Below are 16,196 nucleotides of genomic sequence, written 5' to 3'. Positions count from 1 at the left end.
TACCCACCTTCACCTCCCACCCTGCTAGGGCGGCGGGGTTTTCTGGCGTTGGCGGCCCCGGTCGGCCTGGCCGCCATCGCCGGACCATCTCTGACTTCGGCAACAGCCACGGCACCGGACTGGCGCGCGCTCGGCCGCGGCCTGGACGGCCGGCTCGTCCGCCCGTCGGACGCCGTGTACGACCGGGCGCGCCGCCTGTTCAACCCGGCCTTCGACAAGATCCGGCCGGCCGGGATCGCGTACTGCGCGAGCCCGGCCGACGTGGCCGAGTGCGTCTCCTTCGCCCGCCGGTACGCCCTGCCCATCACCGCCCGCTCCGGCGGGCACAGCTACGCGGGCTGGTCCACCGGCACCGGCCTGGTGGTGGACGTCTCCCCGATGGCCACCGTCCGGTACGCGGCACCCCCGCCCACCGGCAGCGCCTTCGCGACGGGCCTGGCCACCGTCGGCGCCGGCGCCAAGCTCGTGGACGTGTACGCCAAGCTCGCCAAGTCCGGCGTGAGCATCCCGGCCGGTTCCTGCCCGAGCGTCGGCGTGGCCGGGCTCACCCTGGGCGGCGGCATCGGCGTGGTCTCCCGCCAGTACGGCCTGACCTGCGACGCCCTCACCGAGCTGCGCATGGTCACGGCGGACGGCAGGCAACTGGTCTGCTCGCCCACCAGCAACCCCGACCTGTTCTGGGCGTCCAGGGGCGGCGGTGGCGGAAATTTCGGCATAGCGACCTCGTTCACCTTCCGCACCCACCCCATCCGCGAGGTCACCGTCTTCTTCCTGCACTGGCCGTGGTCCCGGGCGGCCGCCGTGCTCCACGCCTGGCAGGCGTGGGCGCCCACGGCCCCGGCCGCGCTCTGGTCCAACCTGCACCTGAGCCACGACCCGGACCTGGACGTGACCGTCGGCGGGCTGTACCTGGGCTCCAAGTCGGCCTGCGAGCGCCAGTTACAACGGCTGGCCGACCGGGTCGGCCGCGACCCGGCCAGCCGGTACGTGCGGCAGACGCCGTACCAGCAGGCCATGATGATCATGGCGGGGTGCTCGTCCTACTCGGTCTCCCAGTGCCACCGCCCCGGGTCGTTACCGGGCGAGACCGGCGACGGCAAGCTGGTGCGGGACACCTTCAGCGCCAAGTCGCACTTCGCGTACGCGCCGCTCACGGACGCCGGGATCACCGCCCTGTTATCCCAGGTCGCCAAGTCCGGGCGGCACACCGTGCTGCTGGACGCCTTCGGCGGCGCGATCGCCAGGGTGGCCCCGGACGCCACCGCCTTCCCGCACCGCAAGGCCCTCTACAGCGTGCAGTACTACGCGCACTTCGCCCAGGCCAAGGCGTGGACCCGGGCCGCGCACGCGGCGATGCGCCCGTTCTTCGGCGACCACGCCTACGTCAACTACGTCGACCCGGAGCTGACCGGCTGGCGGCAGCAGTACTACGGCGCCAACGCCGCCCGGCTGGCCCGGGTGAAGGCCGCCTACGATCCCGGACGGCTGTTCCAGCTCCCGCAGAGTGTGTGATCAGCGTGCCCGCCGCCAGAGCAGCTCGGTGAACCGGGCCTCGGCGGCGGCCAGGTGCCGCCGGTAGGTGGTGGTGGGCAGCCCGAGCAGGTCGGCCGCGTCGGCCTGGGTTCTGGCCGGGCGCAGGAACGTGTGGTGCAGGGCCCGGTACACCTTCAGGTCCCGTGGCGAGGCGGCCAGCTGGGCGGCCACCTCCTCGAAGACAGCCCGCAGCCCGGTCGCCGGATCGCCCTCGGGCAGCGTCAGCATGCCGAGCAAGGGCGAGTCGCGCAGCCCATCGGCCCGGCCGTAGGCGCGCAGCGCGTCCCGGACCGCCTGCCCGAACTCCTCCTCCGACAGTGCACGGCGCGGCACCGTGACCGGCTCGATCAGCGCGTCCCGCTCGGCCAGCCGGGTCACCCAGACCTCCGGCGGCACCGCCCGCCAGTCGTGCTCGAACACCGCGAAAGTCTGCTCCCCCACGGTGAAGTCGGCCTCCGGCGCGCGGTGGAAGCCCACGTGCGCGCACCCCTGCTCCCACGGCTCGGCCTCGGCGAAGGTGAGCAGCGTGCGCCCGGGGACGTCCTCGGTCAGGTACGAGCGGAACAGATGGGTGGTGATGAACAGCTGGACCGGGGAGGGCTCCTGGTAGTGGCGGCCGTCCATCCAGAACCGCACCATCCGGGTGTGCCCGGGGGCGAGGTCCCGGGTGGCCGGGTCCTCCGGATCGGCGGCCACGTCGATGAGCAGGTAGAAGCCGACCGCCGTGCCGTCGGCGTCCCTGATCACGGTGGGCGGCTGCCGGGCCAGCCAGCGCTCGCAGAGCCGGGCCGACTCCTCGCCCTCGTGCTTGCGCACCCAGGAGACGACGGTGCCCAGCTCGGCGCCGGTGGGCCGGTCCGCGGACAGGCCGCTGGTCTGCGGGTAGCCGGTGACGAACGGGCCCAGCACCGAGGTGGCCCGGTGCAGGTAGACGTAATCCAGCAGCACCGGGGGCCCGGCCGCGAAAAAGCTGCGCCGGTAGTAGGCGGCGGCCCGGCGGCGGATCTCGGCGCAGCCGTCCGGGTCCCGCCAGCCGAGTTCGGCGGCCAGCGCGTCCCTGGCCAGGTCGTGCGGGAACAGGCCGCGGGAGCCGTACTCGACGATGGACAGGCCGCGCAGCCAGGCGAACAGCTCGCTCGCGTCGTCCAGGCCGAGCAGGGCCGCCAGCAGGGGTTCGGTGGTGGCCAGCACCAGCGCGCAGGCCTCCAGGGCCTGGCGGTGCAGGGAACTGGGCACGGTCTCCACGAAGCCGCGCAGCAGCTCGCCCAGCACCTCCTGAGCGGAGACGGCGGAGAAGCGGCGCTGCGCGGAGACGTCGGCGACCAGGGCCAGCGCCAGCGGGTGGCCCCGGGTGAACTCCAGCGCGGCGGCCCGCTCCTCCTCGGGCACGCCGCGCGCGGCCAGCAGCGCCAGACCGTCCTCGTGGCCGAGGTTGCCGAGCGGGAGAATGCGGACCAGCTCCCGCCAGCCGGGGTCGGCCCGCCAGACCGGGTCGGGCCGGTCCCGCCCCGCGATGACCACGGCCGCGTCCCCTGGCAGGCGTGGGATGAGCTCCTGGCGGAGCCGCCGGGCCAGGCCTGGCACCTGCTCGACGGCGTCCACCAGCAGGACCAGGCCAGGCCTGTCGGCCAGGAGTTCCGGGTCACGGGAGTCCGGGTCGTGGCCGTCCAGCCAGGCGATCGGGCGGCCGGCCTGCCCCGCCTGCCAGGCGTACCGGTGCAGCAGCGCCGTCTTGCCCACCCCGCCCGCGCCGTGCACGAGCAGGATCTGGGTCGCGCTGCCCGGGTCCAGCAGGTCGTGGAAGGCCGCCAGCTCGCGCCGCCGCCCGACGAAGCCCCGCTGCCGCGCCGCGTCGAGCCGGTCGCCCAGACGTGTGGACATGACACCTCACTCCGTTGCGAGGGCCCCGCACCGGATTGTGCGCCCGCCCCCGGGTCGCCGGCTAGGGCGCCGCCCGGAAGTGACTGAGGACCTCTGGATTGGCCATCGCGTCCGGATTGGCCGCCTTCTCGACCGGTACGCCGAGCAGGATCTTCCGCACCGGGACCTCCAGCTTTTTACCGGAAAGGGTGCGGGGGATGCCGGGGACCTCGATGATCTCGTCGGGCACGTGGCGGGGCGACAGCTCGCTCCGCAGGGTGGTGCGGAGCCGGGCGATGAGGGACTCCTCCAGGTTCGCGCCCTCGGCCATGGTGACATAGAGCAGCAGGCGCCCCTCCTGGCCGAGCTGCCCGGTGTCGATGACCAGGCTGTCGGCCACCTCCTCGAAGCGTTCGACCACCCGGTAGAACTCGCTGGTGCCCATCCGCACGCCGCCCCGGTTGAGGGTGGAGTCGGACCTGCCGTAGATCACGCAGCCGCCGTCGGGCAGGATCTTGATCCAGTCCCCGTGCCGCCAGATGCCCGGATAGTCGGCGAAGTACGACTCGTGGTAGCGGGTGCCGTCCGGGTCGTTCCAGAACATGACCGGCATCGACGGCATCGGCTGGGTGAGCACCAGCTCCCCGACCTCGTCGATCACCGGCCGCCCCTCGGGGTCGTACGCCTCGACCTTGGCCCCCAGGCACCGGCAGGTGATCACCCCGGCCCGGATCGGCAGCGTCGGCACCGGCCCCACGAAGCCCGTGCACACGTCGGTGCCCCCCGAGAAGGAGCCCAGCTGCACGTCCGGCTTGACCGTCGAGTAGATCCAGGCGAACCCCTCCGGCGGCAGCGGCGACCCCGTGGACCCCATGCCGCGCAGCCGGTCCAGGCCGGACGGACGCACGTCCGCCTTCATCGAGGCCACGATGTATGGCGCGCCGGTGCCGAAGTAGGTGACGCCCTCCTCGGCGGCCACCCGCCAAAGCGCGTCGGTGCCGGGATGGGCGGCGGAGCCGTCGTACAGCACCACGGTGGCGCCCGCCAGCAGGCCGCCGACCAGGTAGTTCCACATCATCCAGCCGGTGGTGGTGTACCAGAAGAACACCTCGCCGGGGCCCAGGTCCATGTGGAAGGAGAGCGCCTTGAGGTGTTCGAGGACCACACCGCCGTGGCCGTGCACGATCGGCTTGGGCAGGCCGGTGGTGCCGGAGGAGTACAGGATCCAGAGCGGATGCCCGAACGGGACCGGTTCGAAGACCGGCTCGGCGGACTCGGCGCGCAGTTCCTCCCAGCCGGGGCCGCCGAGCCAGACGGTGGTGGCGTTCAGCGGGGCGGCGATGTCGGCCACGACGTTCCGGCGGTCGAAATACTTGCCGCCGTAGCGGTAGCCCTCCACCGCGAACAGGACCTTGGGTTCGATCTGGGTGAACCGGTCGATCACACTGGGGGCCCCGAAGTCGGGCGAGCAGGAGGACCAGATCGCGCCGAGACCGGCGGTGGCCAGGAAGGCGATCAGCGCCTCCGGGATGTTGGGCACATAGGCGGCCACCCGGTCGCCCGGGCCGACGCCGAGCCGTACCAGACCGGCCTGCACCCGGCCCACCTCGGCGCGCAGCTCGCCCACCGTGTAGGTGCGCCGCTCGCCCGTCTCGTCGCGGAAGATCACGGCGAGGCGGTCGGCGTCGCCGCGCAGCGCGTTCTCCGCGTAGTTGAGCGTCGAACCGGCGAACCACTCGGCCCCGGGCATCGACCCGGTGAGCACCGGCCCGTCCGCCCGGGAGCCGATCACCTCGAAGTAGTCCCAGATGGAGGTCCAGAACTCGGCCGGCTCGTCCACCGACCACTGCCACAGCTCGTGGTAGTCGCCGGTCCGGCCCAGCCACTCCTGGTACCGCGTGATCTTCGCAGCCTGCACGGTCTCCGCCGTGGGCGCCCAGAGGGGGGCGCCTTCCGCAACGCCTTCTTCAAGCATGGCCCCATCCTTCAACCTGCTCATCCTGCACCGGACAGCGGGCTCGAAGATAGCGCGAAGCCGCAGGTCGGGACAGATCAGCGGTTTGCTGGGGTGGTCAGGCGGGCCACCGCGGCGACCACCTCGGAGGGGTTGGTCAGGTCGGGGAGCACGATGTCGGCCCCGGCCTCCAGGAGCTCGCTCTCCCGGGAGCGGCCGGAGGCGACCGCGATCATGGCGGCTCCGGCGATCTTGGCGGCCTGCACGTCGCGGGTGGAGTCGCCGATCAGCACGGTGTTGCCGATGTCGAAACGGTGACCGTACTTCTCCTTGGTCCGGCCCTGGGCGACCTGGAGCAGGGTGGCCTTGGGGTAGACCTCCTCGCCGTACCCGCCGACCTCGAAGTCCACCCACTTGGTGAGGCCGAAGGCGGCCAGTTTGTGCACGGCGTTGGTCTTGATCGTCCCGGTCAGCACCGACTGCACCACGCCGTCCAGCCGGGACACCGCCTTCAGCGCGTCCTTGGCGCCGGGCATCATCCTGCCCTCCTTGTCCAGGCGCCGCCGCTTGTCGGCGAAGGCCACCGCGAGCGCGTCGATGAACCTGGGCAGGTGGTAGTCCTCGACCTGGATGCCGTTGATGGCCAGGGTCTCGAAGATGATCTCCGAGTCCGGCCGCCCCATCGCGACGGCCAGCTTGACCAGCGGCCGTCCGGTGACCATGCGGAAGGCGTCGGCGTACGCGTCACGGGTGACGATGGTGACGTCGACCAGCGTGAGGTCGATGTTCCAGAGAACGAGGCGGCGGTTAATCGTGGCCTCCGGGGGGAGCGGGGAATCCCAGGGTACGGCCATCGCCCCCAGGTTGCCCCATCCGATGCCGGATGGTTTGCCCTGATTAGATGTGCTCCAGTGCCGTGGCCAGCGAGTCCACCACCGGAACGCCTTCCTGTTCCAGTTCCGCCCGCCGGGTCATGCCACCCGTGTAGAGGATCGCCCGCGCCCCTACGTGCTTGGCCGCGTGCGCGTCGTCCACGCTGTCGCCGATCAGCACCACGTTGGCCGGATCCAGGTCCAGCGCCCGCAGGTGGGCCACCAGGTGTTCGGCCTTCGGCCCGCCGGAGCCCGAGCGCAGCCCGTCCACCCTGGCGAAGTGCCCGGCGATCCCGAACTCGCCCACCTTGGGAACCAGCCGTTCGTGTTGCCACATCGACAGCAGGGACTGGGTGCGCCCGGACCGCTCCCAGGCCAGCAGGCTGTCCCTGGCGCCCTGGGCCAGCTGGCAGGCGAGCATCAGCTGGTGGTAGTGCTCGTGGAAGCCGTGGTCGAGGTGCTCCCACTCGCCCTCGTTGAGCGGCCGGCCCATGATGCGTTCGTAGGCCACCCAGATCGGCCGGGTGTAGACCGCCCGGAACCCCTCCAGGTCGAAAGGGCCCAGCCCGTACGGCCGGAAGACCTCGTTGGTGGCGTCCACGACGGCGTCGGTGTCGTGAAAGAGCGTGCCGTTCCAGTCCCAAACAATGTGCGTCATAGCGCAGCACAGTCTAGCCGGGCGGCTCTTCCAGCAGATCGGGGATCTCCTGGGTGGCGTACCAGAGCAGTTCGTGCCCGTCCGCGCCGTCCACCGTGAACTGGGCGTCGTCGTCGCCCGCGTCGGCGGCCGGCAGCGCGGCGACGGCCTCGGCGATCTCCAGGGCCGCGGCCGCTTCGTCCACGTGCACCGAGGCCAGGTCGGCCAGCGGCACCGAGGCCAGCAGCCGGACCCGCCCCCGGTCGTCCAGGTCGGGACTGACCAGCACCGCCGTGTCCGGGACCTCGGCGGCCACCACCACCCGGCGGGCGGGGACGGCGACGCCGTCGGCCACGTCGGCGGCGAGCATGCGCAGGGAGGCCTTGGCCGCCTCGCTCAGCGCCACGTACTCCAGTTCCTCGGTGTCCCCCGAGGCGTACCACTCGACCAGCGCGGGCGTCACCGCGAAACCGGTCAGCGGGGCCGGGCCCAGCTCCCCCGTCGCCACCGCCCTGGCCAGGGCCGGCAGCGTGCTCGGCAGGTAGACACGCATGGGATCCCCAAAGTGAGTGCTCGGAAGGCCTGATCGCCTCACGAGTGTGCCAGCACCACAGGGGTTACGGCGAGAACCCCGGTCGCAGCGGCGTTCCCAGCAGGCGTTCCAGCTCGGTGATGGTGGCGTCGGCGTGGGTGTGGTGCAGCCCGGCGATGCCCAGGCTCCGGGCGGCCGTGACGTTGGCCTCGATGTCGTCGATGAACACGCACTGCTCGGGGGCGAGCGCGACCAGGCCGAGCGCGTGCGCGAAGATGCGCGGCTCGGGCTTGCGCATGCCCACCTCGCCGGAGATCACCACATGGTCGAAGATCTCGTCCCAGCCCTGGCGCGGGTAGTGGTTGCCCCAGGAGTTGGAGAGCAGACAGGTGGTGAGCCCGGCGGCGCGGGCCCGGCGGAGCATCTCGTACATCGTCTCGACCGGGCGGAACCGGGCGAACATCCGGGTCAGCAGCCCGTCGGCGATCGGCCTGCCGCCGTCCAGCGTGACCAGCCGGGCGGCCAGCTCCTCTTCGAAGACGGCCGCCGTGATCTCGCCGCGTTCCAGCGCGTGGATGGTGTTCTCGCCGTCGCGGACACCCTCGTAGGCGTGCAGGATCAGATCCCGCATCACCTCGCGGTAGGTGACCGCGTCGATGCGGTCGTCCTTCAGCCACTCCTCGATGGAGTCGGCCATGCTGGTGGTGAGCACCCCAGCCCAGTCGATCAGCACGCCCTTCAGCACGGTCCTCAGCGTAGGTCACCCCGTGTCGGCGGTCACCGCGCGGGCGACTTTGGCGTGTTCGGGAGTTCTGACCAGGGTGGCGGCCTTGCTGGGGTCGGGGAAGAAGTCCTTGGCGTACAGGCCGCGTTTGGTCTTCATGGCCAGGATGCGGCGGACCGACTGGTTCAGCCGGCTGGCGGAGATGCGCCCGGACTCCACCGCGTCCACCACCGCCTGGTACGCCTTCGGGAAGTCGGGTGGCATCAGCAGGATGTCGGCCCCGGCCAGCACGGCCCGCACGGCCACCTCGCCGTCGCCGTACTTCTTCCGCACGCCGTCCATGTTGAGCGCGTCGGTGATGATCACGCCCTTGAAGCCGAGTTCCTCGCGGAGCAGGCCGGTGAGCACCTTCCGGGAGAGGGTGGCGGGGTCGCCGGAGGAGTCGAGTTTGGGCATCACGATGTGGGCGCTCATGATCGCGTCCACGCCGCTCTTGATGGCGGCCCGGAAGGGGGGCGCGTCCAGACGCTCCCACTGCGCCCGGGTGTGGTGGATGACCGGCAGCGCGGTGTGGCTGTCGGTGGCGGTGTCGCCGTGGCCGGGGAAGTGCTTGGCGGTGGCGGCGATCCCGCTCTGGTGGAAGCCCTTGACGGCGGCGCTCACCATGTCGGCCACCAGTTTGGGCCTGGCGCCGTACGCGCGCGGGCCGATCACCGGGTTGCGCGGGTTCACGTTCACGTCCGCGACCGGCGCGAAGTCCAGCGAGATGCCGAGGGCGCGCAGTTCCTCGCCGGTCGCCCGGGCCACGATGCGGGCTTTGTCCGGGTCGCCGGTGTCGCCGATGGTCTTGGCGCCCGGCAGCTTGGTGATCACGTCGCCGAGCCGGGAGACCAGGCCGTTCTCCTGGTCCACGCCGATCAGCAGCGGCGTCTTCGGGGAGGCGGCGCGCAGCCCCGCGGTCAGCCGGGCCAGCTGGCGGGCGTCGACGATGTTGCCGGTGCCCGGGAAGAGGATCATGCCGCCCAGCTGGTACTTCTTGATCACCTGGGCGGGGGTGGCGACGCCGTACCTGGCCTGGTTCTCCTGGTGGGCGGTGTCGACGCGGGAGCCGTACAGGACGGGCATGAAGAGCTGGCCGACCTTCTCGCGCAGGCTCATCCCGGTCAGGGGGTCCGCGGCGGCGGTGGCCTGGACCACGGCGGTGGACGGCGCGGCGGACGGCGTGGCCGGTGGAGCGGCGGTCGGCGTCATCGCCGAGGGGGTGGAGCAGGCCGCCACGGCAAGCAATGCGCCTACGGAAGCGGCCCTTCGGTGCCCGAGCATCCCATCACCGTAGCCTTCCAGGCCCCTCCGTGATGGTGCGTGCGGCTCCTCTCCCAGGAGAATCACCCGGAAGAGGACCCGCACGCGAGTCTCAGGGGCCTCAAAGGCCTAGTTCGGCGAGGCCGGGCAGCGCGCCGCGGGCCGCGTCCTTGGCCTGGGTCGCGGTGGTCGCGCCCCGGGCCGCGACGGCGGCGGCACGGCACTGCTCCACAGTATGCCGCGCCAGTGCCGCGCGGACCCAGGGCAACGCGGGAGCGCCCATCGACAGCGAGGTCACCCCGAGCCCGGTCAGCACGCAGGCGAGCACCGGGTCGGCCGCCGCCTCGCCGCAGACCCCGCAGGGTTTGCCCGCCGCCGCCGCGCCCTCGGCGGCCAGCGCGATCAGGTCGAGCACCGCGGGATGCCACGGGTCCTGGAGCTCGGCGACGGCACTGACCTGGCGGTCGGCGGCCAGCGTGTACTGGGTGAGGTCGTTGGTGCCGATGGAGAAGAAGTCCACGGCGGCGGCCAGGTCGCGGGCCCGGAGCGCGGCCGAGGGCACCTCGATCATGATCCCGGCGGTGGCCAGCCCGGCCTGGTGGCACGCCTCGGCGAACCAGGCCGCCTCCTCGACGGTGGCGACCATGGGGGCCATCACGTACGGCAAGGCGGTGGTGCCCGTCACGGCCCGGGCCAGCGCCCCCAACTGGCTCGCCATCATGTCCGGATATCTGCGGAACATTCGGAGCCCCCGCTCGCCCAGCGCCGGATTGGGCTCCTCGCCCGGCGGCGGCAGGAAGGCCAGCGGCTTGTCGGCCCCCGCGTCCAGCGTGCGCACCACCACCCGGCCCCCGGGGAACGCCTCGAACACCGCGCGGTAGGCGGCCTCCTGCTCGACCTCTGACGGCGCCTCCGCCCGGTCCAGGAACAGGAACTCGGTGCGGTACAGCCCGACCCCCTCCGCGCCGTGCGCCAGCGCCGCCGCCAGGTCGCGCGGCCCGCCGATGTTGGCCAGCAGCGGCACCGCGAACCCGTCCGCCGTGGCCCCCGGCCCGGTCGTGGCCGTCAGCGCCGCCTGCCGGGCCGCCGCCGCGCCGAGCACCGCGTCCACCCGCTCCCGCGCGGGCTCCACGGTGACCGTGCCGGCGGCCCCGTCCACCAGCACCCGGTCACCGGCCACCAGCCCGGTCGCCCCGGCGCACCCGACCACCGCGGGCACCCCCATCGCCCGGGCCAGGATCGCGGTGTGGCTGGTCGGCCCGCCCTCCTCGGTGACGAACGCGGCCACCAGGTCCCGGTTAAGCACGGCCGTGTCGGCGGGCGCCAGATCCCGCGCCACCAGCACGTACGGCTCCGCCGCGTGTTCCGGCACCCCGGGCATCGGCAGCCCGGTGAGCACCGCGATGGTCCGGTCCCGGATGTCGTCCAGGTCGGCCACCCGCTCCGCCAGGTACCCCCCGACGGCGGCCAGCAGCTCCCGGTACCGGCCGAACGCCTCGAACACCGCGCGCGGCCCGGCCGTGCCCGTGTCGACCAGTTCCGCCACCCCGACCTCCAGGCCGGGGTCGCGGGCCATCATGGCCTGCGCGGAGAGCACGTCCCGGGCGGTGCCCCCGGCGCGTTCGCCGCGCGCCTCCAGGTCGTCGGCCACCCGGGCCAGCGCGGCGGTGGCCCGCTTCTTCTCGGCCACCGCGTCCCCGTCGTGCCGCTGTCCGGCGGGCGGTTCGGGGATGGCCCCGGCCAGCAGGTACACCGGGCCGTACCCGGCGCCGGGGCTCACGCCTGAGCCGCGCAGCACGGCGCCCATGTCAGGGCACCGAGACGATCTCGACGAGCTGGTCCAGGACCGCTTCCGCCCCGTCCCCCTCGGCGCTGATCACGATCGTGTCGCCGTACCGGACGTCCAGCGCGAGCACCGACAGGATGCTCCTGGCGCTCGCCACCCGCCCGTCCCCGCCCACCTTCCGCACCGTGACGTCGACCGGCGCCCGGGTCGCGGTCTGTACGAACGTCGCGGCGGGGCGGGCGTGCAGGCCCACCTCGGACTCGACGGTGACCTTGCGTTCGGCCACGGCGCACTCCCCTCTGGGTGGCTGGTCCAGACCAACCTTTGTCGCAGCTTGTCCCGTATTTACTTATACATCCCGGGAACGGTCTGGACCGGTTTCTGTCCACTGGAAGAGCTCGTCCCCGGCCCGTACCTCACCCTCGGCGACCGGGCCGACCGCGCCGGACGTGGCGTCCAGGGCCACCACCGGGCAGAGCGGGGAGCGGCCCCCCGCCTCCACCATGCCCGGGTCCCAGGCCACCACCGGCTGCCCCGCCCGGACCATCTCGCCCTCGGTGGCCAGCAGCTCGAAGCCGGCCCCCTTCAGTTGCACCGTGTCGATGCCCAGGTGCACCAGCACCCCGCGCCCGTCGCCGCCCACCACCACGTACGCGTGCGGGTGCAGCTTGACCAGCCGTCCGGCGATCGGGGCCAGCGCCCTGCCGGGCCGCCTGGGCGGGTCGATGGCCGCGCCCGGGCCCACCATCGCCTGCGAGAACACCGGATCGGGCACGGCCGAGAGGGGGACGACCGCGCCGTCCACCGGGGCGAGCACCGTCGTCACCTACATCCCCCGAAATCAGCCGATGAGGTCCTCGATGTCGCTGGCGATGACATCCGCCTGCGGGCCGACGATGACCTGCACCACGTTGCCCGCGGCCATCACCCCGTGCGCTCCCGCCGCCCGCAGCGCCCGCTGGTCGACCCGGGAGGCGTCCCGCACCTCGGTCCGCAACCGGGTGACGCACGGCTCGATCTCGATGATGTTCTCCGCACCACCGAGCCCAGCGATGATCGCCCGCGCATCCGCCACCATCTCGACCTCCTCGTTACGGTTCCGTGATCGGAACCCTAGTCGGTCTGGGTGACCTTGTTCAGGCCTCGCGGCGAGTCAGGATCCACGCCAAGCCGCCGGGCCAGCGCCTCAGTGAGCAACTGGCCTGGCACGATCAGGCCGAGCGGCGCGACCCACTCCGGCAGGTCGGGGCCGTTCAGCGCGGCCGTGGCCACCGCCGCCAGCCGCCCGCCGCCGCCCACCCCGTACGCGGCGGCCCCGGCGCCGGTCACCCGCTCGGCCAGCGCGACCAGGCCGGGCAGCGTGGGCCCATCCCCGGCCGCGACCAGGATGGCGGGGGTGTCGGCGTCCACCACCGCGATCGGCCCGTGCAGCAGGTCGGCGTAGGACAGGCCCATGGCGTGCAGGTAGCACGCCTCCTTCAGCTTGAGCGCCAGCTCCAGCGCGGTGGAGAAGGCCAGGCCACGCCCGGAGACCACCACGCCCGGCTTGTCCGCCAGGCCCTCCACCAGCGCGTCCAGGTCGCCGGGGTTCTCGATCAGCTTCTCCACCGCGTCCGGCACCCGGTCCAGGTCACTGGCCGGCACGTCGGCGCCCAGGCCCAGCGCGAGCACCGCCATCGCGGCCAGCTGGGTGGTGTAGGTCTTGGTGGCCGGGACCGCCTTCTCCTCCCCCGCCACCGTGCACAGCGCCAGGTCGGCGGCCTGCGCCAGCGGGCTCTGGTCGCCGCCGTTGGTGATCGCCACGGTACGGGCGCCGCAGTCCTTGGCCCATTCCAGGGTCTCCACGATCTCCTCGGTCCGCCCCGACTGGGAGACCGCCACCGCCAGCACCCCGTCCAGATCCAGCCGCCGCCGGTAGGTGGTCGCGATGGAGGGTGCGCCCAGCGCGCACATGCGCCCGGCGTGTGCCTCCACGAGGTAGCGGCCGTACACTGCGGCGTTGTCGGAGGTGCCGCGCGCGATGAAGAGCAGTTGCCGGGTCCGGTCCGCCAGCGCCCGTACCTCCCCCGTCCGGGGGAGCAGGGCGTCCAGGGTGGCCCGGAGGGCGGCGGGCTGCTCGGCGATCTCGCTACGCATCTTCGTCGTCGTCATCAGGCATTCCCGTGGTCGGTCCGTACGTTGACAGGTTTTCCCGGCCTGTGGTCTAGTCCGGACTAGACCAGTACGAACCATACCTAATGCGAGAGGGGAGGCAACAGTGGCCCAGATCGACCCGGACAGCCCGGTGCCGAAGTATTTCCAGCTCCGGGAGATTCTGCTCGATCTGATCGAGAGCAACGAGCTCCCGATCGGCGCGGCGATCCCCTCGGAACGCGAGCTCTGCCAGCGCTTCGGCCTGTCCCGGATGACGGTGCGGCAGGCCGTGGATCACCTGGTCTCCGAGGGACGGCTGCACCGCGTCCCCGGCAAGGGCACCTTCGTCGCCCGGCCCAAGATCGAGCTGGCCCTCCAGCTCACCTCGTTCAGCGACGACATGCGAGCCCGCGGTCTGGCGCCCGGCTCCCGCGACCTGGACCGCCGCGTGGTCCGGGCCAGCGCCCACCTGGCCAGGGAGCTCGGCATCCCGCCCGGCGACGCGGTGCACTTCATCGAGCGGCTCCGCACTGCCGACGGCGAGCCGCTCTGCATCGAACGGGCGCACATCCCGGTGGCCCTGGCGCCCGACCTGGACACCTACGACCTGTCGGGCCGTTCCCTCTACGCGCTGCTGGAGTCCCGGTACGGCCTGGTGCTGGACGCGGGCGAGCTGACCATCGACGCCGGCATCGCCGACCCGAGCGACGCCGACCTGCTCAAGCTCCCCCGCGGCGGGGCCGTGCTGCTGCTCCAGCGCCGCTCCTACACCGGCGGCACCTGCGCGGAACTCGGCGTCTCCACCTACCGCGCGGACCGCTACCAGCTGCGTACCCTTTTGGAGCCACGGCGGGCTCAATGAGAAAGGCGTGAGCTGGACAGCCACCGCGGCGAGTCGCCTGGTCGGAGGTGATGTGGCTGTTCATGGAACGGTTTTCTCATTGATAGTCAGCGGAGGACCACCGATGACCACGACGCGGGTAGCCGGACTGGTGAACGTGTTACAGCGGCTCGGCCGGTCGCTGATGTTGCCGATCGCGGTGCTCCCGGCCGCCGCCCTGCTGCTCCGCTTCGGCCAGCCCGACATGCTGGGCGCCAACGGCCCGGCCCCGGGCGGCCTGGCCGACGTGCCGGGGTTCGGGTGGATGGCCAACGTGGCCAAAGTGCTGGCCAACGCCGGTGACGTGCTCTTCGCCGCGCTGCCGCTGCTGTTCGCGGTCGGTGTGGCGGCCGGGTTCGCCCGCAGGTCCGACGCCTCCACGGCGGTGGCCGCCCTGGTCGGCTACCTCATCTTCGACCGCGTGTCCAAGGGCCTGTTCTTCGACGCCCCCGCCGCCGACGTGGTGCACCAGCGGGTCACCCAGACCGTCGTCGGCCCGGACGGCGTCCCGACCCAGGTGATCAACTGGTCGGCCGGGAACCCGACCGGGGTGCTCGGCGGCATCCTCATCGGCCTGACGGCCGCCCTGCTCTGGCAGCGGTACCACCGCATCCAGCTTCCGGCCTGGCTGGCCTTCTTCGGCGGACGGCGCTTCGTCCCGATCGTCACCGCCTTCGCGGCCGTGGTGCTCGGCGTGGTCTTCGGCCTGATCTGGCCGCCCATCGGGGAGGTCATCAACGACTTCGGCTCCTGGCTGGCCGAGCACAACGAGGTCGGCGCCGGCGTGTACGGCCTCGCCAACCGCCTGCTCATCCCGCTCGGCCTGCACCACATCATCAACTCCATCGTCTGGTTCCAGGTCCCCGGCTGCACGGTCGGCGGCGCCCAGTTCACCGGCGACCTGACCTGCTACCTGCAGGGCGCGGACGGCGCCGGATCCTTCATGGCCGGGTTCTTCCCGGTCATGATGTTCGGCCTGCCCGCCGCCGCCGTCGCCATCTGGCGGGCCGCCCCCGCGCACCGGCGCCGCACCGTGGGCGGCATCATGATCTCGGCGGCCCTGGTCTCCTTCGTCACCGGCATCACCGAGCCGATCGAGTTCGCCTTCATCTTCGTGGCGCCGGTGCTCTTCGCCGTGCACGCGATCCTGACCGGGGTGTCGATGGCCCTGGTGGCGGCGCTCGGCGGGCGGCTGGGGTTCGGCTTCTCCGCCGGGGTCACCGACGCGCTGCTCAACCTCGGAAAGGACAACACCCACCGCTTCTGGCTCATCATGGGCATCGGCCTGGTGTACGCGGTGCTCTACTACGTGATCTTCAGTTTCCTGATCCGGCGACTGAACATCATGACGCCCGGCCGCGAACCGGAACCGGACGTGGACCTGTGACATTGGGCCCGCCTTCGGCAGGCCGGCCCGGCCTGGCGAGGGGATTGCGGCCGACCGGTAACCGGATGCTGGGGTTCCAGTCCGGGGCGAATCACCGTAAAAGGCCGACAGCCGTATCCGGGCGGCGGGCCGGAACCTCTGGGTAGGCGTCCGACTGTCCTACCCCTCCCGGAGACGCGATGTACGACCTTCCCCCCGTCCATGGCTCGCTGGCCCTCGCCCACCGACCCGTACGGGCCCGCGGCCCGCTCATCCTCGGCAGCACAGGGAACGCGCCCGAGGAGCGGCGGCTGCGCTGGCTGGGACAGGCGCTGGCCGAGATCCTGGCCGGGCGGCGACCGCCCGAGTCGGTGCAGGAACGGCTGACCGAGCGGGCCTACGCGGAACTGGTCCGGGCCGGAAAGATGATCGACACCAGCCGCCCGCCCCTGGCCGGGCCGCCGCACGTGCAGTCCCCGCGCGAGGGCGCGATCGAAATGTGCCTCCTGGTCCACTGCGGCCACCGCAGCCGGGTACTCGCCGTCCGCCTGGAGCGGTACGGCGTGCAGTGGCTGGTCACCGACGTGGAGACGGCCTGAGGAACGCCGGAGGGCCCC

General features: G+C 72.4%; 15 protein-coding genes and 1 pseudogene. 4 read left to right on the top strand and 12 right to left on the bottom strand.

Annotated elements, in window-relative coordinates:
• Positions 1-48: 48 nt before the first annotated feature.
• The gene (locus KIP79_RS26480; RefSeq protein ID WP_214107631.1) at positions 49-1,512 is read left to right on the top strand and encodes an FAD-binding oxidoreductase; all 1,464 of its coding nucleotides are present in this window, start codon (positions 49-51) and stop codon (positions 1,510-1,512) included.
• On the opposite strand, the gene KIP79_RS26475 is transcribed toward KIP79_RS26480, so the two are convergent.
• From KIP79_RS26475 to KIP79_RS26420, 12 genes and pseudogenes are all read right to left on the bottom strand, one after another.
• Positions 1,513-3,414 carry a P-loop NTPase gene (locus KIP79_RS26475; RefSeq protein WP_214107630.1) on the bottom strand — a complete coding sequence of 634 codons (1,902 nt, stop codon included), beginning with the start codon at positions 3,412-3,414 and terminating at the stop codon, positions 1,513-1,515.
• A gap of 61 nt (positions 3,415-3,475) precedes the next feature.
• A complete protein-coding gene (locus KIP79_RS26470) occupies positions 3,476-5,368 on the bottom strand; it encodes an acetoacetate--CoA ligase (RefSeq protein WP_214107629.1) in 1,893 nt (630 codons plus the stop codon).
• A gap of 77 nt (positions 5,369-5,445) precedes the next feature.
• Positions 5,446-6,201: an HAD family hydrolase gene (locus KIP79_RS26465; RefSeq protein ID WP_214107628.1), complete on the bottom strand. Its 756-nt coding sequence runs from the start codon at positions 6,199-6,201 to the stop codon at positions 5,446-5,448.
• Positions 6,202-6,244: 43 nt separating this feature from the next.
• The gene (locus tag KIP79_RS26460; protein WP_214107627.1) at positions 6,245-6,877 is read right to left on the bottom strand and encodes an HAD family hydrolase; all 633 of its coding nucleotides are present in this window, start codon (positions 6,875-6,877) and stop codon (positions 6,245-6,247) included.
• Between the two features lie 13 nt (positions 6,878-6,890).
• The gene (locus KIP79_RS26455) at positions 6,891-7,409 is read right to left on the bottom strand and encodes a DUF6912 family protein (RefSeq protein ID WP_214107626.1); all 519 of its coding nucleotides are present in this window, start codon (positions 7,407-7,409) and stop codon (positions 6,891-6,893) included.
• 64 nt (positions 7,410-7,473) lie between these two features.
• Complete coding sequence (locus KIP79_RS26450; RefSeq protein ID WP_308169900.1) at positions 7,474-8,133, bottom strand: HAD family hydrolase; 660 nt, start codon at positions 8,131-8,133, stop codon at positions 7,474-7,476.
• A 15-nt stretch (positions 8,134-8,148) separates the two neighbouring features.
• The gene (nagZ, locus tag KIP79_RS26445) at positions 8,149-9,435 is read right to left on the bottom strand and encodes a beta-N-acetylhexosaminidase (RefSeq protein ID WP_214107625.1); all 1,287 of its coding nucleotides are present in this window, start codon (positions 9,433-9,435) and stop codon (positions 8,149-8,151) included.
• A 100-nt stretch (positions 9,436-9,535) separates the two neighbouring features.
• The gene (gene ptsP, locus KIP79_RS26440) at positions 9,536-11,221 is read right to left on the bottom strand and encodes a phosphoenolpyruvate--protein phosphotransferase (protein ID WP_214107624.1); all 1,686 of its coding nucleotides are present in this window, start codon (positions 11,219-11,221) and stop codon (positions 9,536-9,538) included.
• Position 11,222: 1 nt separating this feature from the next.
• On the bottom strand, positions 11,223-11,486 hold the full coding sequence (locus tag KIP79_RS26435; protein ID WP_214107623.1) for an HPr family phosphocarrier protein: 264 nt from the start codon (positions 11,484-11,486) through the stop codon (positions 11,223-11,225).
• 63 nt (positions 11,487-11,549) lie between these two features.
• The gene (locus KIP79_RS26430; protein ID WP_214107622.1) at positions 11,550-12,026 is read right to left on the bottom strand and encodes a PTS sugar transporter subunit IIA; all 477 of its coding nucleotides are present in this window, start codon (positions 12,024-12,026) and stop codon (positions 11,550-11,552) included.
• Positions 12,027-12,041: 15 nt separating this feature from the next.
• Positions 12,042-12,281: pseudogene (locus tag KIP79_RS26425) on the bottom strand (PTS sugar transporter subunit IIB); the annotation flags it as partial.
• 32 nt (positions 12,282-12,313) lie between these two features.
• Positions 12,314-13,351 (bottom strand): SIS domain-containing protein, encoded by a 1,038-nt coding sequence (locus KIP79_RS26420; RefSeq protein ID WP_214107620.1) that lies wholly within the window; start codon positions 13,349-13,351, stop codon positions 12,314-12,316.
• Between the two features lie 106 nt (positions 13,352-13,457).
• On the opposite strand from KIP79_RS26420, the gene KIP79_RS26415 reads away from it, so the two are divergent.
• From KIP79_RS26415 to KIP79_RS26405, 3 genes are all read left to right on the top strand, one after another.
• The gene (locus tag KIP79_RS26415) at positions 13,458-14,195 is read left to right on the top strand and encodes a GntR family transcriptional regulator (protein ID WP_214107619.1); all 738 of its coding nucleotides are present in this window, start codon (positions 13,458-13,460) and stop codon (positions 14,193-14,195) included.
• A gap of 103 nt (positions 14,196-14,298) precedes the next feature.
• Positions 14,299-15,600: a PTS transporter subunit EIIC gene (locus KIP79_RS26410; RefSeq protein WP_214107618.1), complete on the top strand. Its 1,302-nt coding sequence runs from the start codon at positions 14,299-14,301 to the stop codon at positions 15,598-15,600.
• Positions 15,601-15,779: 179 nt separating this feature from the next.
• Positions 15,780-16,178 carry an Rv3235 family protein gene (locus KIP79_RS26405; RefSeq protein ID WP_250213869.1) on the top strand — a complete coding sequence of 133 codons (399 nt, stop codon included), beginning with the start codon at positions 15,780-15,782 and terminating at the stop codon, positions 16,176-16,178.
• Positions 16,179-16,196: the final 18 nt, after the last annotated feature.

It is taken from the genome of Acrocarpospora catenulata (assembly GCF_018476525.1).
Classification (GTDB): domain Bacteria; phylum Actinomycetota; class Actinomycetes; order Streptosporangiales; family Streptosporangiaceae; genus Acrocarpospora; species Acrocarpospora catenulata.
This window is presented reverse-complemented; position numbering and strand designations above follow the sequence as displayed.